The organism is Bradyrhizobium sp. Gha (assembly GCF_900113735.1).
Lineage (GTDB): Bacteria > Pseudomonadota > Alphaproteobacteria > Rhizobiales > Xanthobacteraceae > Bradyrhizobium.
Genome location: NZ_FOQM01000034.1, coordinates 59,085 through 83,491, shown reverse-complemented (window position 1 = coordinate 83,491; position 24,407 = coordinate 59,085). Strand labels below are relative to the sequence as shown.

Annotated in this window: 22 protein-coding genes and 1 pseudogene; 20 read left to right on the top strand and 3 right to left on the bottom strand. The window is 65.0% G+C overall.

Annotated features, from left to right (window positions below; all coding sequences use genetic code 11):
• A pseudogene (locus BM222_RS41705) lies at window positions 1–263 on the top strand (hypothetical protein); the annotation flags it as partial.
• Window positions 264–289: 26 nt separating this feature from the next.
• On the opposite strand, the gene BM222_RS30965 reads toward BM222_RS41705, so the two are convergent.
• Together BM222_RS30965 and BM222_RS30960 are read right to left on the bottom strand one after the other, a co-directional pair.
• Complete coding sequence (locus BM222_RS30965) at window positions 290–1,315, bottom strand: IS110 family RNA-guided transposase (RefSeq protein WP_143106014.1); 1,026 nt, start codon at window positions 1,313–1,315, stop codon at window positions 290–292.
• Window positions 1,316–1,524: 209 nt separating this feature from the next.
• Window positions 1,525–2,526, bottom strand: coding sequence for an adenosine kinase (locus BM222_RS30960; RefSeq protein WP_092236851.1), 1,002 nt, complete (start codon window positions 2,524–2,526; stop codon window positions 1,525–1,527).
• 186 nt (window positions 2,527–2,712) lie between these two features.
• Between BM222_RS30960 and murJ the strand changes: the two genes are divergently transcribed.
• From murJ to trmB, 15 genes are all read left to right on the top strand, one after another.
• On the top strand, window positions 2,713–4,245 hold the full coding sequence (gene murJ / locus BM222_RS30955) for a murein biosynthesis integral membrane protein MurJ (RefSeq protein WP_092236848.1): 1,533 nt from the start codon (window positions 2,713–2,715) through the stop codon (window positions 4,243–4,245).
• A gap of 68 nt (window positions 4,246–4,313) precedes the next feature.
• Window positions 4,314–5,366, top strand: a complete 1,053-nt coding sequence (gene trpS, locus BM222_RS30950; RefSeq protein ID WP_092236845.1) for a tryptophan--tRNA ligase — start codon at window positions 4,314–4,316, stop codon at window positions 5,364–5,366.
• Window positions 5,367–5,493: 127 nt separating this feature from the next.
• Entirely contained in the window at window positions 5,494–6,063 is a 570-nt protein-coding gene (locus tag BM222_RS30945; protein ID WP_092236867.1) for a NifU family protein, read from the top strand.
• Window positions 6,064–6,151: 88 nt separating this feature from the next.
• On the top strand, window positions 6,152–6,847 hold the full coding sequence (gene tsaB, locus BM222_RS30940; protein ID WP_092236842.1) for a tRNA (adenosine(37)-N6)-threonylcarbamoyltransferase complex dimerization subunit type 1 TsaB: 696 nt from the start codon (window positions 6,152–6,154) through the stop codon (window positions 6,845–6,847).
• Entirely contained in the window at window positions 6,844–7,329 is a 486-nt protein-coding gene (gene rimI / locus BM222_RS30935) for a ribosomal protein S18-alanine N-acetyltransferase (protein WP_092236840.1), read from the top strand. The genes tsaB and rimI overlap by 4 nt, the downstream gene beginning before the upstream one ends.
• A gap of 39 nt (window positions 7,330–7,368) precedes the next feature.
• Window positions 7,369–7,824: a Fur family transcriptional regulator gene (locus BM222_RS30930; protein WP_027531539.1), complete on the top strand. Its 456-nt coding sequence runs from the start codon at window positions 7,369–7,371 to the stop codon at window positions 7,822–7,824.
• A 5-nt stretch (window positions 7,825–7,829) separates the two neighbouring features.
• A complete protein-coding gene (locus BM222_RS30925; RefSeq protein ID WP_092236864.1) occupies window positions 7,830–8,498 on the top strand; it encodes an HAD family hydrolase in 669 nt (222 codons plus the stop codon).
• Window positions 8,499–8,634: 136 nt separating this feature from the next.
• On the top strand, window positions 8,635–10,032 hold the full coding sequence (gene miaB / locus BM222_RS30920) for a tRNA (N6-isopentenyl adenosine(37)-C2)-methylthiotransferase MiaB (protein ID WP_092236836.1): 1,398 nt from the start codon (window positions 8,635–8,637) through the stop codon (window positions 10,030–10,032).
• A gap of 64 nt (window positions 10,033–10,096) precedes the next feature.
• On the top strand, window positions 10,097–11,095 hold the full coding sequence (locus BM222_RS30915; protein ID WP_092236833.1) for a PhoH family protein: 999 nt from the start codon (window positions 10,097–10,099) through the stop codon (window positions 11,093–11,095).
• A gap of 59 nt (window positions 11,096–11,154) precedes the next feature.
• Complete coding sequence (gene ybeY, locus BM222_RS30910) at window positions 11,155–11,664, top strand: rRNA maturation RNase YbeY (RefSeq protein WP_092236831.1); 510 nt, start codon at window positions 11,155–11,157, stop codon at window positions 11,662–11,664.
• Between the two features lies 1 nt (window position 11,665).
• Window positions 11,666–12,784, top strand: coding sequence for a hemolysin family protein (locus tag BM222_RS30905; RefSeq protein WP_244547328.1), 1,119 nt, complete (start codon window positions 11,666–11,668; stop codon window positions 12,782–12,784).
• The gene (gene lnt / locus BM222_RS30900) at window positions 12,781–14,394 is read left to right on the top strand and encodes an apolipoprotein N-acyltransferase (protein WP_092236813.1); all 1,614 of its coding nucleotides are present in this window, start codon (window positions 12,781–12,783) and stop codon (window positions 14,392–14,394) included. Before BM222_RS30905 ends, lnt begins: the two co-directional genes overlap by 4 nt.
• 211 nt (window positions 14,395–14,605) lie before the next feature.
• Window positions 14,606–15,019: a helix-turn-helix domain-containing protein gene (locus tag BM222_RS30895; protein WP_092236810.1), complete on the top strand. Its 414-nt coding sequence runs from the start codon at window positions 14,606–14,608 to the stop codon at window positions 15,017–15,019.
• A 113-nt stretch (window positions 15,020–15,132) separates the two neighbouring features.
• Entirely contained in the window at window positions 15,133–16,260 is a 1,128-nt protein-coding gene (locus tag BM222_RS30890; protein ID WP_177243573.1) for a M20 family metallopeptidase, read from the top strand.
• On the top strand, window positions 16,257–16,967 hold the full coding sequence (gene trmB, locus BM222_RS30885) for a tRNA (guanosine(46)-N7)-methyltransferase TrmB (RefSeq protein ID WP_092236807.1): 711 nt from the start codon (window positions 16,257–16,259) through the stop codon (window positions 16,965–16,967). Before BM222_RS30890 ends, trmB begins: the two co-directional genes overlap by 4 nt.
• Before the next feature lie 114 nt (window positions 16,968–17,081).
• On the opposite strand, the gene BM222_RS30880 is transcribed toward trmB, so the two are convergent.
• The gene (locus BM222_RS30880; protein WP_092236804.1) at window positions 17,082–18,164 is read right to left on the bottom strand and encodes a DUF2336 domain-containing protein; all 1,083 of its coding nucleotides are present in this window, start codon (window positions 18,162–18,164) and stop codon (window positions 17,082–17,084) included.
• Window positions 18,165–18,556: 392 nt separating this feature from the next.
• Here BM222_RS30880 and rimP point away from each other — a divergent pair, with 392 nt between their 5' ends.
• The 4 genes from rimP to infB all read left to right on the top strand — a co-directional run bounded on the left by rimP (window position 18,557) and on the right by infB (window position 24,390).
• On the top strand, window positions 18,557–19,318 hold the full coding sequence (gene rimP, locus BM222_RS30875; protein WP_092236801.1) for a ribosome maturation factor RimP: 762 nt from the start codon (window positions 18,557–18,559) through the stop codon (window positions 19,316–19,318).
• 2 nt (window positions 19,319–19,320) lie between these two features.
• On the top strand, window positions 19,321–20,931 hold the full coding sequence (nusA, locus tag BM222_RS30870) for a transcription termination factor NusA (protein ID WP_092236797.1): 1,611 nt from the start codon (window positions 19,321–19,323) through the stop codon (window positions 20,929–20,931).
• 23 nt (window positions 20,932–20,954) lie between these two features.
• On the top strand, window positions 20,955–21,638 hold the full coding sequence (locus BM222_RS30865) for an RNA-binding protein (RefSeq protein WP_092236795.1): 684 nt from the start codon (window positions 20,955–20,957) through the stop codon (window positions 21,636–21,638).
• A gap of 70 nt (window positions 21,639–21,708) precedes the next feature.
• Complete coding sequence (gene infB / locus BM222_RS30860; protein WP_092236792.1) at window positions 21,709–24,390, top strand: translation initiation factor IF-2; 2,682 nt, start codon at window positions 21,709–21,711, stop codon at window positions 24,388–24,390.
• Window positions 24,391–24,407 lie beyond the last annotated feature (17 nt).

Below are 24,407 nucleotides of genomic sequence, written 5' to 3'. Positions count from 1 at the left end.
CATCGTCATATGTGGACGGCCCCTATTGGCAAGCGCTTTTTGAAGTGTGGAGCGAGGTTGGTCTGCTTCGGTCATATGTCCGGCCTTTTGGTGCGGGCTTTATGACCGCTGGCCCTGATGAAATCCGATTGCCCTGGTCCCTATCATTGCGGCGAGCTTGGTGGCTCGTGACGATGTCGGGGTGTCCATGGTTTTCGGCGGTGACCGTATCGCTCATCACTTCTTTCGTGCTTACCAATCTTGAACCGGGATACTCCTCGTGAAGGCTGTTTGAGACGGTGAGGTGCGCTCACGCCTTGACATAGGTGTCGGTACGGAAGCCCTCGCCCGTGGTCATGATCGCCCAGCAGATCCTTGCCAGCTTATTGGCCAGAGCCACGGCGACCAGCCGCTCGGGCTTCCTGGCCCGCAGCGCGTTGATCCAGTCGGCCAAAGCGCCTGTGCGCTTGCCTACGACACGCAGCACTGAGGTTGCCCCCGTGACGAGCATTTTGCGGATGTAGCGGTTGCCCTGCTTGGTGATTGCGCCGAGCTTCTCCTTGCCGCCGCTCGAATTTTGCCGGGGCGTCAGACCGAGCCATGCCGCGAAGTCACGCCCCGATTTGAACACGCCCGGATCGGGAACACTGGCCGCGACCACCGACGCAACCAGGGTCCCGACGCCTGGAATCTCGTCGAGCACGCGGCTGATCGGGTTTTGCTTGTGCGCCCTGGCGAGTTCCTCTTCCACGGTCGTGATCGAGGCGTTGAGCCCTTCCAGATGTTGAGCGATGCAGGTCACTGCGGCCGCGGCAATGGGCGGAAGCGCAGCATCCGCCTTCGCCTGCGCCAGGAGTTCATCGACGCGGCCGATACCCTTGGCGGCGACAATGCCGAACTCGGCCAGGTGGCCGCGCAAGGCATTGACGGCCATCGTGCGCTGCTTGATCAGCAGCTCGCGGGTCTTGTGCAGCATCAAAATGGCTTGCTGCTCCGCGCTCTTGATCGGCACGAAGCGCATATCCGGTCGGGACATCGCCTCGCAGATCGCAGCCGCGTCAACCGCGTCGTTCTTGCCCCGCTTGACATAGGGCTTGATGTAAGTGGGCGGGATCAGGACTACCTCGTGTCCCATCGCGACCAATTGGCGAGCCCAATAATGCGCCGAACCGCACGCCTCCATACCGACCCGGCAGAGATCGATCTGCGAAAAGACCTCGTGCAGCTTCGAACGCTTCACCTTGCGCGAAATCGATCGGCCACCCTCGCTCTCGAGCCCATGAACCTGAAAATAGTTCTTGCCCAGATCAATCGCGGCTCTGATAAACTTCGTCATGGACAGTCCCCCTCTTTGTGGCGCTGCGGCGACCACGTTTTGGCACTTGATGCCGTTTAGGTGGGGCCGTCCACAACATCATTGCGAGCGCAGCGAAGCAATCCAGCCTGCCCCCGCAGAGACAGTCTGGATTGCTTCGTCGCTTCAGCGCAAAATTGCTTAGCAATTTTGTCGCGAGCTCCTCGCAATGACGAGGAGAGAGACGCGCGCTAGACCGTCAGTCCGCGCTGCTGCGCCAGCTGCTTCAGGGAAACCTGCGGACGCGCGCCGATGTGCTGGATGACTTCGGCGGCCGCAACTGCGCCAAGCTCGCCGCACTGCTTGTGCGAGAGATCGCGCGAGAGGCCGTACAGGAAGCCGGCGGCGAACAGATCGCCGGCGCCGGTGGTGTCCACCAGCTGCGTGATCGGGGAAGCGGGTGCGGCGACAGCATCCGTCGGCGTCACCACCACGCAGCCCTTCTCGCTGCGGGTGACCACGCCGAGCTTGACGTCGTTGCGCAGCTGCTTGAGCGCGGTGTCGAAATCCGAGGTCTCGTAGAGCGAGTGCAGCTCGGACTCGTTGGCGAACACGATGTCGGCGGTGCCGCCCCGCATCAGCCCCAGGAATTCGTCGCGATAGCGGTCGACGCAAAAGGAGTCCGACAGCGTCAGCGCCACCTTGCGGCCGGCCTCGTGGGCAATTTTTGACGCCTTGAGGAAGGCTTCCTTGGCGCCCGGCGGATCCCAGAGATAGCCTTCGAGATAGATGATCTTGGCGGAAGCGATCTCGGCCGGATCGATATCGGCCGGCGACAGATCCTGCGCCGCGCCGAGATAGGTGTTCATGGTGCGCTCGCCATCACCGGTCACCAGGATGTAGGAGCAGCCGGTGGCGGGGCCGTCCTTCGCGGCCGGCGTATTGAAGGCGACGCCTGAAGCGCGGATGTCGTGGACATAGAGCTTGCCGATCTGGTCGTCCTTGACCTTGCCGACATAGGCGGCACGTGCGCCGAGGCTGCCGATGCCGACGATGGTGTTGGCGGCCGAGCCGCCGGAGACTTCCGTCGCCGGGCCCATGTCGGCATAGATCGCGGCGGCCCTGGCCTCGTCGATCAGGGACATGCTGCCCTTGGTCATGCCGTGCTTGGCGAGAAAAGCCTCATCCGTCCGGACCAGCACGTCGAACAGCGCGTTGCCGATGCCGAGAACGTCATATTTCACGTCAGCCATTCACTTTGATCCTGTTTGCCGGATTGCGGACCTCACGGAAATCCGCTTCCTGTCGGCTCGAAATCTGGCTCGCGGCCTATCACGACCGGGCCGCCACGGGCAAGCAACGAGCGTTGTCTTTTGACGCGTTTTCTTCACGCGAACCGGAGGCCACTTCGCTCGAAAACGCTATGGTATATCCACGCGATGATCCGCTCCTTCCTGACCGTCTCGACGGGAACACTGGCCTCGCGGCTGCTGGGATTTGCCCGCGATTCCCTGATCGCGGCGCTGCTCGGCACCGGCGTCGGGGCGGACGCTTTTTTGGCCGCCTTCCAGCTCGTCAACGTGGTGCGGCGGCTGCTGAGCGAAGGGGCGTTGAATGCGGCCCTGATCCCGGCCTGGCTGCGCGTGCGGGGGCGCGACGGCGAAGAGGCTGCGTCTGCCTTCGCCGGACGCGTGCTCGGCACGGTCAGCGTGGCTCTGATCGTGATCTCGATCGGCATTGCGCTTCTGATGCCTGTGATCATCATGGTCATCGCACCGGGCTTCGTCGGCCGCGCCTCGCTCGATCTCGCCGTGCAGAACGCGCGGCTGATGCTGCCTTATCTCGCCTTCGCCGGCCCGGTCACGGTGCTGATGGGGCTGCTGAACGCGCAGGGGAGATTTGCGCTCACGGCCTTCTCGCCGCTGCTGTTCAACATCGCGCTGATCGGGACAACCGCGACGCTGCTTGCCTGGCACGCCGATGCGTCCTTTGCGGCATGGACGCTGGCGGCGACCGTCGGAATTGCCGGCCTGCTGCAGCTCCTGATGCTGCTGTCGCAGCGAAGCGCGCAGCTGGCGACGCCGTTGCGCGTGAGTTTCGGCGAGGAGATGCGCGGCTTCTTCGCCAAGGCGATCCCGGGCATGATCGCAAGCTCCGGCCCGCAATGGCTGATGGTATCAGGCGCGATCATCGCCTCGGCCACGCCGTCCGCCGTCTCCTGGCTCTATTTCGCCAACCGTCTGATCGAGCTGCCGCTCGGCATTGTCGGCGTCGCCATGGGCACGGTGCTGGTGCCGGAATTGACGCGCGCGGTGGGGACCGGCGACCGCACGGCCGTCGCGCATGCGGAATCCCGCGCGCTGGAACTCGCGGCCGGGCTCGCACTGCCGGCTACGCTCGGCCTCGCCGTGCTGGCCGAACCGATCGTGAAGTTGCTGTTCGAGCATGGCGCCTTCGGCGCGGAAGACAGCGCGGCGACCTCGCGCGCCCTGATGTGGCTGGCGCTGGGTCTGCCGGCGCACGTGCTGATCAAGGCGCTGTCGCCCGCCTTCTTCGCCCGCGGCGACACGATCGCGCCACTGCTCGCAACCGCCAAAGGGCTGGTGGTGGCGATCGCGCTCGCCGTCGTGCTCGGGCATTTCTTCGGCGCGAGCGGGATCGCCGCGAGCATCGCCGCCGGCGCCTGGAGCAGCGCCGTCTCGCTGCTCCGGAAAGGCACCAGCGAATTCGGCTTCTCGATCGATGCCGGCGCCCGCGAGCGGCTGCCGCGAATCGTGCTTGCCGCAGCCGCCATGGGTGCCCTGCTCTGGCTGACCACGGGGCTGATACCCTCAGAGACCCACCACCTCGTCCGCTTCATCGTGCTGGGCCTGCAGATCGCGGCCGGGATCACCGTCTATGGCCTGCTCCTGCAAATCCTTGGCGCCGCCTCCTTGCGCGCGGCGGTCAACGCCCTGAAACGGCCCACTTAGCGAATTGCCCTTGACGAGGCAGCGCCGCTGTTGGAAACGACGGCCGACCACCTATGGGAAGGCGTGCCATGCCATTCGTTGAACGGGTTTTTTCGGGCGTCCAGCCGACGGGCAATCTGCATCTCGGCAATTACCTCGGCGCGATCGTCAACTTCGTGAAGATGCAGGAAACCCACAACTGCATCTATTGCGTCGTCGACATGCACGCGATCACGCAGGGCGTGGACGTCTGGGGCGGGCCGACCGAGCTCGCACGTGTTACCCGCGAGGTGACCGCTGCGTTCATCGCCAGCGGCATCGATCCGAAGAAGCACATCGTGTTCAACCAGAGTCAGGTTGCGGGCCATGCCGAGCTTACCTGGATCTTCAACTGCGTCGCGCGCCTCGGCTGGCTGAACCGCATGACCCAGTTCAAGGAGAAGGCCGGCAAGGATCGCGAGAACGTTTCCGTCGGGCTCTACGACTATCCCGTGCTGATGGCTGCCGACATCCTGCTTTACCGCGCCACTCACGTTCCTGTTGGCGAGGACCAGAAGCAGCATCTCGAGCTCTCGCGCGACATCGCACAGAAGTTCAACAATGATTTCGGCGACTCGATCCGCAGCCACGGCGCCAGTGACGGCCTGTTCTTCCCGCTGCCGGAGCCCTTCATCACGGGACCGGCGACGCGGGTGATGAGCCTGCGCGACGGCACCAAGAAGATGTCGAAGTCGGATCCATCCGACAATTCGCGCATCAACCTGACCGACGACGCGGACACCATCGCGCAGAAGATCCGCAAGGCGAAGACCGATCCGGAGCCGCTGCCGTCAGAGGAAAAGGGCCTGGAAGCGCGCCCCGAAGCGGACAATCTCGTCGGCATTTTCGCCGCGCTCTCCGATCGCTCCAAGGCGGACGTGCTGCGCGAATTCGGCGGCGGTCAGTTCTCCAGCTTCAAGAACGCGCTGGCGGAGCTGTGCGTCACCAAGCTCGCACCGATCGCCGGTGAGATGAAGCGCCTGGTCTCCGACCCCGGCCACATCGACACCATCCTGAACGACGGTTCCGACCGGGCCCGCGCCATCGCCGAGGAGACCATGAACCTCTCCAAGGACATCGTCGGCTTCATCCGCCGACGCTGAGGACTCCATAACCTGCTGAAATCCTTGGGCGAACCTCGATTCGCCCCTTGATCGTGCGTTCCCCGTCGCCATCTGCTACTGGATGGAGCACGCGCCGGCCTTGAACCGGCGACGTCTGGAGAAAGCCATGTTCATTCAAACCGAAGCGACCCCCAATCCCGCCACGCTGAAGTTCATTCCAGGCCGCGTCGTGTCCGACGGCAGCCCGATGGAGTTTTCGAGCCGCGAAGCCGCGACGCGTTCGCCGCTCGCGGAAAAGCTGTTCGATGTGCCCGGCGTCACCGGCGTGTTCTATGGATCTGACTTCATCACCGTGACCAAGGCGAATGGTGAATGGCAGCAGCTCAAGCCCGCGATCCTGGGTGCCATCATGGAGCACTACATGTCCGGCGCGCCGCTGCTCGCCGATGGTACTGCGCAGGCCGATGCCGATCTCGACGACGGGGACGAGTTCTTCGACGAGGCCGATGCCGAGACGGTCGACATGATCAAGGATCTGATCGAGACCCGCGTGCGGCCGGCCGTCGCCAATGACGGCGGCGACATCACCTTCCGCGGCTTCAAGGACGGGATCGTCTATCTCAACATGAAGGGGGCCTGCTCCGGCTGCCCGTCGTCGACCGCAACGCTGCAGCACGGCATTCAGAACCTTCTGAAGCATTTCGTGCCCGACGTGGTCGAAGTCCGGCCGATGTGACCGGTGCGCGAATGGCGAGCAGCGAATGGCGAAGGGAACTCCAATCGGCTAGACTGTTCGCCATTCACCACTCGCCATTCGCTTTTTCATGCTGATCCTTGCCATCGATACCGCGCTGGAGGCGTGCGGGGCTGCTGTTCTCGACACCGACGCCGGTGAGCTGCTCGCGCAGGAGCAGATGCTCATGAAGCGCGGCCATGCCGAGGCCCTGATGCCGATGATCGCGCGCGTCATGCAGTCGGCCGATCGCGCTTTCACGTCGCTCGACCGCATCGCAGTCACCGTCGGCCCCGGCAGCTTTACCGGCCTGAGGGTCGGGATCTCAGCGGCCCGCGGTCTCGCGCTTGCGGCCAAGCGCCCGGCCGTCGGGCTGACGACCTTGTCGGCCTACGCGGCCCCCATCGTCGGCCGGAGCGGCCCCGCGCCGGTGATCTCGGCCATCGATGCGCGGCATGATCACGTCTATTTCCAGATCGTCGGCGGCGACGGCAGCCTGCTGGTGCGGCCGAGCGTTGCTCCCATCGAGGAGGCGATCGCGGCTTCGCAATTCGGCGCGCCGCATCTGGTCGGCAACGCCGCCAAACTTCTCGCCGATCGCTGGCCGGCGGATGCGCCGCAACCCGTTGCGGTCGACGCGCAGCCCGCGCCCGAGATCAGCTGGGTCGCCTGGCTCGGCGCCGCGGCGAATCCGGACACGACTCCGGCACGGCCGTTCTATCTGAAAGCGCCCGACGCAAAGCCGGCGGCACAACCGCTGTTCGCAGCTCAAGCCGCCACGTCATGATGAAATGGCTGTCTGAATGGTGGCGCGGCGGCACGGCCGCCGTCGAGCCGGCGTCGGCGCGCGACGCGCAGCGGCTGGCGCAGCTTCACGGCGCCTCTTTCGCGCATGGCTGGGGCGAAAGCGAATTCGAGGCCATGTTCAGCGAACGCAACACGCTCATTCATCGCTTGCGCCTGGGGCGCAAGATCATCGGCTTTGCGGTGTCGCGGATCGGCGCGGACGAAGCCGAGATCCTCTCGGTCGCGGTCGACCCGTCCCATCGCGGCCGCGGCCTTTCCCGCAACCTGCTGATGACCCACCTCGGCCACCTTGCCGGGCGAGGCGTACGCACGATATTTCTGGAAGTCGAAGAGAACAACCAGCCGGCGCGACAGCTCTATGACAAGTGCGGATTCGTGGTGGTCGGACGCCGCGAACGCTACTATAAGCAGCCCAACGGGGAACAATTGAACGCACTTCTGATGCGCCGTGAGTTGTCGTAACATTGGTGGCAGACAGCGCCCCGTCAGGCGGACACGATAATGACTGGACTTAAACCTTCTCCCGCATCCAAGGCGACCGGCATCGAGGCGCGCTGTGCCGCCACCGGCATGCGCATGACCGAGCAGCGCCGCGTCATCGCTCGCGTGCTTGCGGAAGCAGTCGATCACCCCGACGTCGAGGAATTGTACAGGCGTTGCGTCGCGGTCGACGACAAGATCTCGATCTCCACCGTCTATCGCACCGTCAAGCTGTTCGAGGATGCCGGCATCATCGAGCGTCACGATTTCCGCGAGGGCCGCGCGCGCTACGAGACGATGCGCGACAGCCACCACGACCATCTCATCAATCTGCGCGACGGCAAGGTGATCGAGTTCACCTCGGAAGAGATCGAGAAACTTCAGGCCGAGATCGCCCGCAAGCTCGGCTACAAGCTGGTTGATCACCGGCTCGAGCTGTATTGCGTCCCGCTCGACGACGACAAGCCGACGTCTTGAGCCTCGTGCCGATAGATCTCGTTATCTTCGATTGCGACGGCGTGCTCGTGGACAGCGAGGTGATCTCCTGTCGCGCACATGCGGAGGTGCTGACGCGCCACGGCTATCCGATCACCTCCGAGCAGGTGTTGGTGCGTTTCCTCGGCGTCTCCGACAAAGACGCGCGGCGGATAGTCGAGCAGGAAATCGGTCGCAATCTCCCCGATGATTTGGAACAACAGGTAAATGCTGCCACGCTGCAGTCTTACGCGAGCGATCTGCAACCGATCACCCATGTGGCCGCGGCGATCGGCGCAATCGATTTACCCAAATGCGTTGCATCGAGCAGCACACCAAACAAGATCCTTCACGGCCTGACCTGTGCCGGGCTGTACGACCTGCTCGCTCCGCACATCTTCTCGGCAAGCCAGGTCGCACGCGGCAAGCCCGCACCCGATCTGTTCCTGTTTGCCGCTGACCAGATGAAAGCCGCACCGGAACGGTGCCTCGTGATCGAGGACAGCGTCCCCGGAGTGACGGGCGCGCACGCCGCCGGAATGACGGTGCTGGGCTTTCACGGCGGCAGCCACTGCCCGCCGGGTCATGCCGAAAGGCTGCTCGCCGCGGGGGCAGGCGTGACGTTCGACGATATGCGGCAGTTGCCGGAGCTGGTCCGGCGGGTCGCGGCGGGCTGAATCTCGTCCAAAATTTCCAGATTCCGGGCCTGATCGGCCTGCGGGCCCCGCAATGCCCGAATAGTCCCCCAATCGCTGGATTTTCGGCCCCTCAGCCTATATTTGAGAGCCGTCCTCCACCTCACCTCCGGGTTCCATGACGCCGCCGCGCAAGCTGCACATCAAATCATATGGTTGCCAGATGAACGTCTACGATGCCCAGCGCATGGTGGACACGTTGGCGCCCGAAGGATTCGTGGAGACTGCCAACGCCGAGGACGCCGATCTCGTCATCCTCAACACCTGCCATATCCGGGAAAAGGCCTCCGAGAAGGTCTATTCCGAGCTCGGCCGCCTGCGCGTCGCCAAGGACGAGGCCGCGCGCGAGGGCCGCGCCATGCAGATCGCCGTGGCGGGCTGCGTCGCGCAGGCCGAAGGCGAGGAGATCGTGCGCCGCGCACCCACGGTTGACGTCGTGGTCGGCCCGCAGAGCTATCATCATCTGCCGGAACTGCTGAAGCGCGCCGGCCATGAAGGCCGTGCCATCGAGACCGAATTTCCCGCCGCGGACAAGTTCGGCTTTCTTGCGCAGCCCAAGCCCGATGCGATCCGCGCGCGCGGCATTTCCGCTTTCGTCACGGTGCAGGAAGGCTGCGACAAATTCTGCACCTTCTGCGTCGTGCCCTACACGCGCGGCGCCGAGGTTTCGCGCCCGGTCGCGAAGATCGTGGAGGACGTGAAGCGGCTTGCCGACAACGGCGTGCGCGAGCTCACGCTGATCGGGCAGAACGTCAACGCCTATCACGGCGACGGACCAGACGGGAAAACCTGGGGCCTCGGCAAATTGCTGGAGCACCTGGCCAAAATTCCCGGCATCGCGCGGCTGCGCTACTCGACCAGCCATCCCCGCGACGTCGATGACGGTTTGATTGCAGCCCATCGCGAGCTCGATTCGCTGATGCCGTTCGTGCATCTGCCGGTGCAGTCGGGCTCGGACCGGATTCTCGCCGCCATGAACCGGAAACATACCGCCAATGATTATCGGCGAGTGATCGACCGTTTCCGGTCCGCGCGCCAAGACATTGCTTTTTCATCGGATTTTATCGTCGGCTTCCCCGGCGAGAGCGAGCAAGATTTTCTCGCCACCCTCGCGCTTGTCACGCAAATCGGCTACGCTGCGGCGTATTCGTTCAAATACTCCGCCCGGCCGGGAACGCCGGCGGCGGATATGCAGGAGACGGTGTCCCCCGCCGAGATGGACCAGCGATTGGAGCGGCTCCAGGAATTGATCGACAGCCAGCAATCGGCCTTCAACAAGGCTGCGATTGGCTCAACGGTCGACGTGCTGTTCGAACGCCCGGCGCGCAAGGACGGCCAGATCGTCGGCCGCACCGCCTTCCTCCAGCCCGCACATGTCATGGCCTCTCCCGACATCATCGGCAAAATCCTGCCTGTCAGGATCGACAGTCTCGAGCGTTACAGTTTCCTCGGCGAGCTCGCCACGCCACACGGTGCGCGCGAGCCCGCTTTATCATCCATCGCCACGGGAGCCTGAACCCTTGCCCAAAAGCGCATCGGATTCGTCTTCTATCGCTCCCAGCCGCAAGTTTGATCGCGACATGCAAGTTCCGCCCGAGACCCAGGTCGTCATCGACTTCGACGACAATCGCGCCGCCTCCGCGCTGGTCGGGCCCTACGGCCAGAACCTGGCGCAGATCGAGCGGCGACTCGGCGTCGTCGTGGACTCCAAGGGCAATCACATCACCATCGGCGGCACCCGCGACGGCTGCGACGCCGCCCGGCGCGTGCTGGAGACGCTCTACGCCCACGCCGCGAAGGGCCAGGACGTCGATCAGGGCGAAGTGGAAGGCGCGATCCGCGCCGTCATCGCGCAAGGGTCGCTGTTCGAGTTCGACGCCAAATCGGCCAAGTCGGCCTTCGACAGCATCAACTTACGCAAGCGCCCGGTGCGTGCGCGCACGGCTGCGCAAGATTCCTACATCCGCGCGCTGAAGCGCCATGAGCTGGTGTTCGGAATCGGCCCGGCCGGCACCGGCAAGACCTGGCTCGCGGTCGCGCATGCCGCGCAATTGTTCGAGCGCAAGGAAGTCGACAAGATCATCCTGTCGCGTCCGGCGGTCGAAGCCGGCGAACGGCTCGGCTTCCTGCCTGGCGACCTCCGCGAGAAGGTCGATCCTTATCTGCGTCCGATCTACGACGCGCTCTACGACCTCATGGACGCGCGCATCGTCGAGCGCGCGCTGCAGACCGGCGAGATCGAGATCGCGCCGCTCGCCTTCATGCGCGGCCGCACGCTGACCAATGCCGCGATCATCCTCGATGAAGCGCAGAACACGACATCGATGCAGATGAAGATGTTCCTGACCCGCCTCGGCGAGAACAGCCGCATGATCGTGACCGGCGATCCCTCGCAGATCGACCTGCCGAACGGCCAGACCTCGGGTCTGGCCGAGGCGACCCGGCTGTTGAGCGGCGTCGAGGGCATTGCGCAAGTTCATTTCAAGGCCGAGGACGTGATCCGCCACGAGCTCGTGGCGAGAATCGTCGCCGCCTATGAAGGGTCGCCACAGCGGCCGCCGGCCGGCAACAAATCCTGACGAGACAACATCAGGACCAAGCGGGCGCTGACACTGCGCCTTTCGTTCCGAACAAAGCCATGTCACATCCCAACCTTCCCACTACAGAGGTCCTCGTCGTCGCCGATTGCTGGCAAAGCGAGCCTGATGCCGAAGCCGTGATCCAGCGTGCCGTTGCAGCCGCCGCCGAATCTGTCGGCGAAGACGTCGCCGAGGCAGAAGTGGCCGTGATGCTGACCGATGATGCCGGCATCCGCACCCTCAACAACAATTGGCGCGGCATGGACAAGCCGACCAATGTGCTGTCGTTTCCCGCGCTCCAGCCCGAAGGCGAGTGGAAGCCGGGCGATGCGCCGCGCATGCTTGGCGACATCGCGATCGCCTACGAGACCATGCGGCGCGAGGCGGACGAGGAACACAAGCCGTTCGATCATCATTTGAGTCATCTCGCGGTGCATGGTTTCCTGCACCTGATCGGCTACGATCACGAGAACGACGACGACGCGGAGGAGATGGAAGCGCTCGAAACCGCGATCCTGGCTCATCTCGGCATCCCCGATCCCTATGCAGACCGCGCGGGGACGCACTGAGATGCCGGATTCGGAGCCTATTCACGACAATCCGCGCAACACGGCCAACCTGCCGGCCGTGGTGGCGCCGGGCGAGGTCATGCGCCCGACGGCGGAAGGCTGGCTGCTTCGCGCCATCCGCTCGCTGTTCGGCTGGAAGGCGGGCTCGGTGCGCGACGATCTCCAGGTCGTGCTCGATGCGTCGACGCCCGATGACACCGGCTTCTCCGCGGTCGAGCGCACCATGCTGCGCAACATCCTCGGCCTGCACGAACGCCGTATCGCAGACGTCATGGTGCATCGCGCCGACATCATCGCAGTGAAGCGCGACATCCCGCTCGGCGAATTGATGGACCGCTTCGAGAGCGCAGGCCATTCGCGCCTCGTCGTCTACAATGAGACGCTCGACGATCCTGTCGGCATCGTCCACATCCGCGATTTGCTCGCCTTCATGACGGCGCGCGCGCGTGTGTCGGAGGCGACCAAGACCAAACGCAAGAAGCCGCTGCCGGCCGGGCTCGATTTGCGCGCCGTCGATCTCGCGATGCCGCTGCAGGACGCGCGCATCATCCGCAAGCTGCTCTATGTGCCGCCGTCGATGCGGGCTATCGACCTGCTGGCGCAGATGCAGGCCACGCGCATTCACCTGGCGCTGGTCGTCGACGAATATGGCGGCAGCGACGGCCTGGTTTCGCTCGAGGACATCGTCGAGCAGATCGTCGGCGAGATCGACGACGAGCACGACAGCGACGAGCCGCCGTCGATCGTCCGCCTGCCCGACAACGCCTTCATCGCGGACGCCCGCGCCAGCCTCGACGACGTCCGCACCGTGATCGGCGAAGACTTCGTCACCGGCGAGGCCGGCGAGGAGGTCGAGACGCTCGGCGGCTATCTCGTCAGCTTCGTCGGCCGCCTGCCGGTGCGCGGCGAGGTGATCTCGGGCCCCGGCAATTACGAGGTCGAGGTGCTGGATGCCGATCCGCGCCGCGTCAAGCGGCTGCGCATCTCGACACGGAAGGAACGTCCTGCCCCGCGCAGCCAGCGCGAGAGAAGCCGCCGCGAGGCCGCGCCTGATAGCGGCCAGCCGTCGGCCGGCGACACGCCGGCCCCGCCGCGTGCCGAGGGGACCGGTTCGCAGTGAGTGCGTTCCAGCGATTTCGGCAGATCGCGCTAGCCATCATCCTGACCTGGGGATGGAAGCGCGCGCTCCTCGCGATGGCGTGCGGCGCGTTATCCGTTCTCGCGCTTGCACCGTTCAATGCCTGGCCCGTGCTGTTCATCACCTTCCCCGCGATGGTCTGGCTGATCGACGGCGCCGGCGCGGGGCGCTATGGCGGTGTCCCCGCTGCGGCGCTGACCGGCTACTGGTTCGGGCTCGGTTATTTCGTCCCTGGCCTGTACTGGATCGGCAAGGCTTTCTTCGTCGAGGCCGACGTGTTCGCCTGGCTGACGCCGTTCGCCGTGCTGGGCCTGCCCGCCTATCTCTCGATTTTCACTGCGATCGGCTTCGGGCTGGCCCGCCTGCTCTGGACCAAGGATGCCACCCGCATTCTCGCGCTCGCCGCGAGCCTCACCATCGGCGAATGGTTGCGCGGGCACGTGCTCACGGGCTTTCCCTGGAACGCCTTCGGCTATGCGCTGTCGGAGCCGCTGCCGCTGGCGCAGACGGCGTCCCTGATCGGCCAATGGGGCATGACGTTCCTCACGATTGCGATCTTCTCGGCGCCTGCGGTGCTGATCGACCGCACGGGCAATCGGAGCCTGGCCTGGCGCGTGCCGGCGGCCGCGCTCGCGCTGCTGGTCGTCATGGGTATCTTCGGCGCGATCCGCCTGTCGCTGCATCCGACCACGATGGTCGCCGGCACCAGGCTGCGCCTGATGCAGCCGGACCTGCAGCAGGATGCCAAGTTCAACTACTCCGCCAAGGCGGAGGTGATGAGGAGATACCTCGCGCTGTCGGACCGCGCATCTGGCCCGCAATCGACCGGTGTGCGCGATGCCACCATGTTGATCTGGCCGGAATCCGCCTTTCCGTTCTTCCTGACCCGCGAAGCCGATGCGATGGCCGAGATCGCCGAGCTGCTGCCCAAGGGCACGGTGCTGATCACCGGATCGGTGCGTGCGCCCGATCTGCCGCCGGGCAGGCCGATCACGCGCGCCTACAATTCGATCTATCTGATCGACCATGACGGCAGCGTGCTCGCCGTCTACGACAAGCTGCATCTGGTTCCGTTCGGCGAATATCTGCCGTTCCAGGACACGATGGAGAAGCTTGGCTTCGAGCAATTGACGCGGGTCCGTGGCGGCTTCATTCCCGGTACGGTGCGGCACGTGCTGCCGGTGCCGGGCGCACCGCCCGCGCTGCCGCTGATTTGCTACGAGGCGATCTTTCCCGATGAGGTCGGCACGCGTGACGAGCGCCCGGGCTGGATGGTGAACCTCACCAATGACGGCTGGTTCGGCATCTCGACCGGTCCGTACCAGCACCTGGAGCAGGCGCGGATGCGCGCCGTCGAGCTTGGACTGCCGCTAGTCCGCTCGGCCAACACCGGCATCTCGGCGGTGATCGATCCGGTGGGACGCACGGTGGCCAGCCTTGGCCTCGGGGTCGAGGGCATTTTGGATGCAAATCTGCCCACCGCAATCCCGCCCACGATCTATGCGAGAGTCGGTGACATCCCCGCAGCCATGCTGGTCGCCCTGGCTGTCATTTTGGCGGTGCGACGACGCGTGGCCAAACGGTCCCCCTGATCACACCGAGATCGGCGCAGCGGCCGGAATCCTTTGACAACGGTAGTCCCACGGTTGACAGACTGCGCGGGGGCTCCCCATTCTGCGCCGGCTGCACAAGACAGCGGTGCATTGCTAAATTTCTCCGCAATGTTTCCCCAATCAGGGTGAAGCTTTGACGTCGCTGTCACCTGAGGCAGAAGCCGAGGGTGGTGCTTGGAGGGCTGAGGACATGTCGAAAGCGCCCAACCCTGTTGACAAATATGTCGGCAGTCGCGTGCGCATGCGCCGCATCATGTTGGGCATGAGTCAGGAAAAGCTCGGTGAAGCTTTGGGCCTGACCTTCCAGCAGATTCAGAAGTACGAGAAAGGCACCAACCGCGTCGGCGCGAGCCGCATCCAGCAGATTGCGGAGATCCTGCAGGTGCCGGTGTCGTTCCTGTTCGAGGGCGGACCGAGCGGCGTCGCCGGACCGGACGGCTTCGCCGAAGGTGCTTCGCCCTCCTATGTCTCGGACTTCCTCGCGACCTCGGAAGGGCTCGCACTGACCAAGGCGTTCACCCGAATCACCGATTCGAAGCTGCGCCGTTCGATTGTCGAGCTCGTCGAGCAGATTGCCGCCCGCGAAGGCCCGGACAAGCGCTGACCCTGTTTCGTTCCGATTTGAGGCTGCGCCAAATCTGGCCTATGTCGTCATTTGCGGATGCGCCTTGCGCCGCCTCCGCTCAAGTGATGCGATTCGAAGGCACAGATAGCTCCATGGCGAACTCCAATCCGTTCGATTCCCAAACGATCCTCGCTGGCATCCGCCGCTGGGTGGAGATCGAGACGCCGACCGAAGTGCCGGAGCAGGTCGACAAGCTGACCTCCGTGGTTGCCGACCATTATCGCGATCTGCCCGTGACGCTCGAACGCATCGCCGGCATCGATGGCTGCGGCGATCATCTCCTGGTGCGGTCGACCTGGGGTCAGGACCGGCCTGGTATCCTGGTGCTCAGCCATCTCGACACCGTGCATCCCATGGGCTTCATTGCGCGCCTGCCTTTCAAGGTCGAAGGCGACAGCGCGTTCGGTCCCGGCATCTACGACATGAAGGGCGGCGCCTACATCGCCTATCACGCCTTTCGCGAGCTTTGCGCTGCACCCGAGCGGCCACCGCTCGGCATCACCCATTTGTTCACGTCCGACGAAGAGATCGGCAGCCCCACCTCGCGCGCGATCATCGAGCAGGAGGGGCGCAAGGCCAAATACGTGCTGGTGACGGAGCCGGCGCGCGACGGCGGCAAGATCGTTACCGGGCGCAAGGGTGTTGGACGATTCGAGGTGTTCATCAAAGGCGTGCCGGCGCATGCCGGCTCCCGGCCGGAAGACGGCCGCAGCGCCATCCGCGAGCTCGCCAATGTCATCCAGACGCTGGAAGGGATGAACGACCTGAAGCGCGGCGTCACCGTCAATGTCGGCGTGGTGCGCGGCGGCACGCGGCCCAACGTGACACCGGAAGAGGCCTATGCCGAAGTCGATCTGCGCGTGCCTGGCTTCAGCGACGCGGAGGAATTCGTCGGAAAGATTCTGGGGCTGACGTCGAAGACCGACGGCGTCAGCGTCACCGTCACCGGCGAGCTCAATCGCCCGCCTTACGAGAAGGGCAATGCGGGCGCCGCGCTGTTTGAACATGCGAAAACGCTCGCCGCGGAGATCGGCTTCGAGCTGATCGACACCCACACCGGCGGCGGCTCCGACGGCAATTTCACGGCGCCGCACACCGCCACGCTCGACGGGCTCGGCGTCGACGGCAAGGGCGCACACACCCATTATGAGCAGATCTACGTCTCATCGCTCGAGCCGCGCGCACGCCTGCTCAATCGCCTGTACCAGACGCTGCGATGAGCGAAGGCAAATCAGATCCCGATCGCGCGGACGGCGAGCGCGCCTTCTTCGGACGGCGCAAGGGCCACAAGCTCAGGCAGCACCAGGCCGAGCTGGTCGATCATCTGCTGCCGCATCTCGCGCTCGACATCACGAGCGAGAAGCCGGCGACCGCCGCCGATATCTTCGCCCCCGCAGCGCAAGATGTGCGGCTCGAGATCGGATTCGGCGGCGGCGAGCATCTCGCCGCGGAAGCGCAGAACTTTCCGACGACCGGCTTCATCGGCTGCGAGCCCTATGTCAACGGCATGGCCAAGATTCTCGCGCAGATCGACGCGGCCAACATCGCCAACATCCGCCTGTTCGCGGGCGACGCCGCCGAGCTGCTGGCCTGGCTGCCTGATGCCTCGCTGTCGCGGATCGACCTGATTCATCCCGATCCCTGGCCGAAGCGGCGGCACTGGAAGCGGCGCTTCGTTCAGGACAGAACGATCGCCGCCATGGCGCGCGTGCTCAAGGCTGGCGGTGAATTCCGCTTCGTCTGCGATATCGACGAATACTGCGCCTGGACGCTGTCGCATCTCGCGCGCGCGCCGGATTTTCTGTGGCTTGCCGAATGCGCCGACGATTTCCGGCAGCCGTGGGACGGTTACACCATGACGCGCTACGGGAAAAAAGCCGCGCGCGAGGGTCGCAAGGCGGCTTATCTGCGGTTCAAGCGGACGTAGTTGTCATTCCGGGGCGATGCGCAGCATCGAACCATGGCCGCGCAATTGCGAACCTGAGAATGTCGAGGTTCCGGGTTCACGCTTCGCGTGCCCCGGAGACGACGGAAAGGAAAGCTAGATCGTCTGCCGGTTGCGCCAGAAATTCACGACGCGCTCGGCCGTGATCGGCATCAAGCGGGTGAAGTTCACGCGCGCCTGCTCAAGATCGGCATCGGCCGGCGTGCGATTCGGGCCATTCCACATCAGGATGAGCGCGCGCACCGTGGGCCAGCCGAGGTTCAGCAACCGTCCCAGGATCAGGATCGGGTCGTAGCGATCGCCCGAGATCAATCGGTCGAGGATCGGCAGCCTGACGCCCGACATCGCCGAGAGCGCTGCGACCGATTCCTCGTATTTGTGCGCCTTGGCGAATCCGAGCAGCGCGCTCTCGCCGAGATGGCCGCCGCGATGCAGGCCAAGCACGGTGCGTTGTGCGGCTGAGAAATCGCGCCGCGGGCCGGGCGGCAGTGCGGCTTCCTCGATCGCGATCATGGCGCGCTTGATCTCGGCCTGGCGCGCCGGATCGGCCACGGTGGAGAGCCGGCGGCGAACGACATCGAGCGTGCCGTCGAGAAGCTCCTTGAGATGCTCGCCGGAGAGATCCTTGCGCTGGCCGATCTTGAGCGTCAGCACGCCGTCCTGGCTTGCGCGCTTGATCAACTCCGAATAACCGCCGGCTGAGAACATCGCGCCGGCATTGCCGGCGGCCCGGCGTACGACGTCACGATCGCCGCGTTCGACCAGCACGTCGGTGACGTCGGCCGACAGCGTCGGCCGCTCGGTCATCGCGAGCAAATGGCCCTGGCCCTTCAGCCGGGCAATCTCGACGAGTGCGGCGTCATCGAGCACGGGCGAGCGGCGTAACACCGGCGCCGCCACCATGATCTCGTTTTCGCGGGCGAGCTGGCGGACAAGATGAGGCGGTGCATTGTCCAGCAGTGAGAAGCGCTCGGCGAGATCGACGCGCGAGGCAAGCTCCGCATGCGGCACGAGATCGATCAGGAGATTGTCGAACAGATCGATCAGCTCGGGACGGAGCCTCGAGGCGTCCCGAAAGAACAGCGCCGCGATGGCGCTCGCGATCTCGCCGCGACGCCGTGGATCGCCGCGTCTGACGATATCGTCCAGTCCGGGAATGAGTGACGTGGCTACGGTCATGAAACGCAAACTCGAATCTGGCACGCCGTGGGCGCGCCATGGCTCGAGCCGCCCCACGAGCGTGAAATTTAGGCCCGGTTTGTGAAGGAAGCGTTGCTCCCAGGGGCACCTGTCGGCGCTCCCTGGGGGCGCCGCCTGAGCTGCAAAAAGCCCGCATCGGCCTGCGAGGGGCCTTGTCCGGGCCAGCGGAAAGAGCTATATCAGCGCCAATTCATCTTCTCATACGATCCGCGTAGTGAGAGTGGGCCCGAAAGGACCCGCTCTTTTTTGTTACCTGAACGCGGCGTGGCGGAAGAGACGGCCCGATGCAGTCGGGAAAGTTCCGAAGCGGCTATGCAGTCTTAACCAAGCCTTAACCCAAGCTTTAACCAACGCGCGCCTTGACCCCTGATATGACCGAACCGACCGCAGGTTCCACCGATGCCGAGTTGCTGGCCGAGCCGAGGCTCGTGGTCGAGCCGGGCGTGGCGGCACGGGTGTCGGCGGTCGCAGGCCCGGTGCTCGAGGGCATGGGCTACCGCCTCGTGCGGATCCGCATCTCCGGCGAGGCTGGCTGCACCGTGCAGATCATGGCCGAGCGGCCGGACGGCTCGATGCAGCTCGAGGATTGCGAGGCGATCTCGCGGGCACTGTCACCCGTGCTCGACGTCGCCGATCCCATCGACCGCGCCTACCGGCTGGAAATCTCCTCTCCCGGAATCGACCGTCCGCTGGTGCGCCGCTCCGATTTCGAGCGCTATTCCGGCCATCTGGTGAAGGTCGAAATGGCCGTCGCCCATGAAGGCCGCAAGCGGTTCCGTGGCACGCTTGGTGCCGTCGAAGGCAACCGCGTGCATCTGCATCGCGACGACGCCAAGGCGACCGACGACGCCGATGTGCTCCTGACGATGGAAGATATCGGCGAGGCACGGCTGGTGCTGACCGATGAGCTGATCGCGGAATCAATGCGCCGCGGCAAGGCCGAGGAGCGCCGGATGCGCCGGGATCTCGGTATCGAGCCGCCGCCGGCGCCCCACGCCGAGATCAGCGCGAAGACCACCAAGAACACCAGGCCGCAAAAGCAAAAGAAGCCGGCCCCGACAAATACAAAGAAACATCGCCTTGCCGCCGAACGCGCGCGGCGCGGCGAGATCGAGCCTGACGAAGGAGACTAGCCATGGCAGTCAGCGCCAATCGACTTGAATTGCTCCAGATCGCCGACGCCGTCGCTCGCGAAAAATCGATCGATCGCGGCATCGTCATTGCGGCGATGGAAGATGCCATCGCCAAGGCAGCGCGAGCCCGTTACGGCAGCGAGACTGACGTTCACGCGGAGATCGATCCGAAGAAGGGCGAGCTGCGGCTGTCGCGCCACATGCTGGTGGTCGACAAGGTCGAAAACCATTCCAACCAGATTTCGCTGATCGATGCGCAGCGTGCGAACCCCGGCGCCCAGGTCGGCGACACCATCGCCGACACGCTGCCGCCGCTGGAATACGGCCGCATCGCTGCGCAGTCGGCCAAACAGGTGATCGTGCAGAAGGTGCGCGAGGCCGAGCGCGACCGGCAATATCAGGAATTCAAGGACCGCATCGGCGACATCGTCAATGGCGTCGTCAAGCGCGTCGAATATGGCAGCGTGATCGTCGATCTCGGCCGCGGCGAGGCCATCATCCGCCGCGACGAGATGCTACCGCGCGAAGTGTTCCGCAATGGCGACCGCGTCCGCGCCTATATCTTCGATGTCCGCCGCGAGACCCGCGGCCCGCAGATCTTCCTCTCCCGAACCCATCCGCAGTTCATGGCCAAGCTGTTCGCGCAGGAGGTGCCCGAGATCTACGACGGTATCGTCGAGATCAAGGCGGTGGCCCGCGATCCGGGCTCGCGCGCGAAAATCGGCGTGATTTCCCGCGATTCCTCCGTCGATCCGGTCGGCGCCTGCGTCGGTATGCGCGGCTCGCGCGTGCAGGCCGTGGTGAACGAATTGCAGGGCGAGAAGATCGACATCATTCCCTGGTCGCCGGACATCGCGACCTTCGTAGTCAACGCGCTGGCGCCGGCCGAGGTCTCCAAGGTCGTCATCGACGAGGACCGCGAGCGCATCGAGGTCGTGGTGCCCGACACCAACAACCAGCTCTCGCTGGCGATCGGACGCCGCGGCCAGAACGTGCGTCTGGCCTCGCAACTCACCGGCTGGGATATCGACATCCTGACCGAGCAGGAGGAATCGGAGCGCCGCCAGGCCGACTTCGAGAACTCCACCCGCGTCTTCATGGAATCGCTCAATGTCGACGAGGTGGTCGGCCAGCTGCTCGCCTCCGAAGGCTTCACCTCGGTCGAGGAACTCGCGATGGTGGACCTCAAGGAACTCGCGGGCATCGAGGGTTTTGACGAGGAGACCGCGCAGGAACTGCAGAGCCGCGCCCGCGAATATCTCGATCAGCAGGAAGCCGAGATCGAGGCCAAGCGCAAGGAACTCGGCGTCGAGGACGCCGTCAAGGACGTGCCCGGCGTGACCTCCAAGATGCTGGTGAAGTTCGGTGAGAACGACATCAAGACGGTCGAAGACCTCGCAGGCTGCGCCACCGACGATCTGGTCGGCTGGACCGAGCGCAAGGAAGGCGGCGAGCAGGCCAAGTTTGCCGGCGCGCTCGACGGCCTCGGCATCTCCCGCGACGACGCGGAAGCCATGATCATGCAGGCCCGCGTCAAGGCCGGCTGGATCACCGAGGCTGACCTCGCCAAGCCGGCCGAAGAGGCTGACGCGGCCGAAGATCAGCCGGCTTAGGGACGAAGGAGAATGTCGCCCGGATGCTTGCCAGCACTGACAACGAACTTGACCATGGACCGCGGGCCGAAAGGTCCGCGACCATGCGCATGTGCGCGGTCAGCCGCGAGGTCCGGCCGATCGACGAGCTGATACGCTTCGTCGTATCGCCCACCGGGGATATAGTTCCCGATCTCAAGCGCAAGCTGCCCGGACGGGGCATGTGGGTCACGGCGTCGCGACAAGTGGTTGCGGAAGCCCTTCGGCGTCACCAATTTACCAAAGCCTTCAAACGCGACCTGCGCGTTTCTCCGACGCTTCCCGCCGACATCGAGGCGCTCCTGGTCCGGAGCGTGACCGAAGCCCTTGGGATCGCCGCCAAGGCGAGGCAGATCGTCGCCGGTTTCGGCAAGGTCGAAAGCGCCTTGCGGGAAGGCACGGCCGAGGTCCTGATCCATGCCAGCGACGGGGCCGCGGACGGAATCCGCAAGTTGGACATGCTGGCGCGGCAAAAAGCCGGAAATGACGGCGTCCAGCCCTCGATTCCGGTCGTCACCGCGTTGAACTCTGAAGAATTGGATTTGGCACTTACCCGGTCAAATGTGATACATGCTGCCCTGCTCGCGGGCCCGGCGAGCAAGTCATTCCTGTCGCGTAGCCAGATGCTGGTCCGATACCGGATGGCGGACGCTGACAAGACTGCCGAAAAGCCCGGCCAGGATTTCTGAGAGACACGACGACCCGATAGGACGGTGCGGCAACGCACAACACTGAATAAATCAGGATTAGGACTGCTGAATGGTTGATACCAAGACCCCAGACGACAAGAAGCTGAGCGTTCCGAGCAAGACGCTATCGCTCAAGCCGCGCGTCGAAACGGGCACTGTGCGCCAGAGCTTCAGCCATGGCCGCAGCAAGCAGGTCGTGGTCGAGAAGCGCGGCAAGCGCCGTATCGACGGCAGCCCGGAGCCGCAGGCGCCCGCGGCTGTCGCGAAGCCGGCGCCGGCCGCGCCGACACCCGCTCCCGCGCGCCCGGCTCCGCCCCGCAACTCCGGCTCCGGCGTCGTGCTCCGAACGCTGACCGAGGACGAACGGTCCGCCCGCGCCAGTGCGCTGGCCGATGCCAAGGTGCGCGAAGTCGAAGAGCGCCGCCAGGCCGAGGAAGAGGCGCAGCGCCGCGCCGTCCGCGAGGCCGCCGAGCGCGCCGAGCGCGAGGCTGCCGAATCCCGCCGCAAGGCCGAGGAAGAGCGCCACCGTCACGAGGAGGAAGCCAAGCGCAAGGCCGAGACCGAAGCCAAGAAGCGCTTTGGCGAAGGCGAGCAGCCGGCATCTGCCGCGCGTCCTGCGGCAGCCGCTCCGGCGACCAGCGCTCCGCGCCCCGCGCCGACCACCGCCCGACCGGGCGCGACCACCACCGCGCGCCCGGCAACCACCACCGCAAGGCCGGGAGGCCCTGTGGGCCGCACGCCCGCCGTCGCAGCCGGACCGGACGAGGACGATGGTCCGCGCCAGATCCGCCGTGGCCCCGGCGGCGCCGCACGTCCCGTGGTCGCCCCCAAGCCCACCCACAAGCCCGGTCCGCAAAAGGAACGCGGCCGCCTCACGGTCGTGACCGCGCTCAATGCCGACGAGGTCCGCGAGCGTTCGATCGCCTCGTTCCGCCGCCGCACCCAGCGCCTGAAGGGCCATGCCGCCAACGAGCCGAAGGAAAAGCTCGTCCGCGAGGTGGTCATCCCGGAAGCGATCACGATCCAGGAACTCGCCAACCGCATGTCCGAGCGCGCGGTCGACGTCATCCGCATGCTGATGAAGCAAGGCGCGATGCACAAGATCACCGACGTGATCGACGCCGACACCGCGCAGCTGATCGCCGAAGAGCTCGGCCACACCGTCAAGCGCGTGGCCGCGTCGGACGTTGAAGAAGGCCTGTTCGACGCCGTCGACGATTCCACCGATACCGAGACGCGTTCGCCGGTGGTGACGGTGATGGGTCACGTCGACCACGGCAAAACCTCGCTGCTCGACGCGCTCCGCCATGCCAACGTTGTGTCCGGCGAAGCCGGCGGCATCACGCAGCATATCGGCGCCTATCAGGTGCTGTCGCCCGAAAGCGGCAAGAAGATCACCTTCATCGACACGCCCGGCCACGCCGCGTTCACCGCGATGCGCGCCCGCGGCGCCAAGGTCACCGACATCGTCGTGCTGGTGGTTGCGGCCGATGACGGCGTGATGCCGCAGACCGTCGAGGCCATCAACCACGCCAAGGCGGCCCGCGTGCCGATCATTGTTGCCATCAACAAGATCGACAAGCCCGACGCCAAGCCCGAGCGCGTGCGCACCGAGCTGCTCCAACACGAGGTGCAGGTTGAATCCTTCGGCGGCGACGTCGTCGACGTCGAAGTGTCCGCCAAGAACAAGACCAATCTCGACAAGCTGCTCGAGATGATCGCGCTGCAGGCCGACATCCTCGAGCTGAAGACCAATTCGGAGCGTCCGGCCGAAGGTACCGTGATCGAGGCCAAGCTCGACCGCGGCCGTGGTCCGGTTGCGACCGTGCTGGTCCAGCGCGGCACGCTCCGCGTCGGCGACATCATCGTCGCCGGTGCCGAGATGGGCCGCGTCCGCGCGCTGATCTCGGATCAGGGCGAGACGGTCCAGGAAGCCGGTCCCTCGGTGCCGGTCGAGGTGCTCGGCTTCAACGGTCCGCCGGAAGCCGGCGATCGTCTCGCGGTGGTCGAGAACGAAGCCCGCGCTCGTCAGGTCACCAGCTACCGCGCGCACCAGAAGCGCGAGAACGCGGCTGCCTCGATCTCCGGCATGCGCGGCTCGCTCGAGCAGATGATGTCGCAGCTGAAAACGGCGGGCCGCAAGGAATTCCCGCTGATCATCAAGGCCGACGTGCAGGGCTCACTGGAAGCGATCCTCGGCTCGCTGGAGAAGCTCGGCACCGACGAGGTCGCTGCCCGCATCCTGCATGCCGGTGTCGGCGGCATCTCGGAATCCGACGTGACGCTCGCGGAAGGCTTCAACGCCGCGATCATCGGCTTCTCGGTCCGTGCCAACAAGGAGGCCGCGGCCGCCGCCAAGCGCAACGGCATCGAGATCCGTTACTACAACATCATCTACGACCTCGTGGACGACGTGAAGAAGGCGATGAGCGGTCTGCTCGCGCCGACCTTGCGCGAAACCATGCTGGGCAATGCCTCGATCCTGGAGATCTTCAACATCTCCAAGGTCGGCAAGGTGGCCGGCTGCCGCGTCACCGACGGCACCGTGGAACGCGGCGCCAATGTGCGCCTGATCCGCGACAACGTCGTCGTGCACGAAGGCAAGCTGTCGACGCTGAAGCGCTTCAAGGACGAAGTGAAGGAAGTCCAGTCCGGTCAGGAATGCGGCATGGCCTTCGAGAACTACCACGACATGCGCGCAGGCGATGTCATCGAGTGTTATCGCGTGGAGACGATCCAGCGCTCCCTGTAAGTCCAAATCTTACCGAA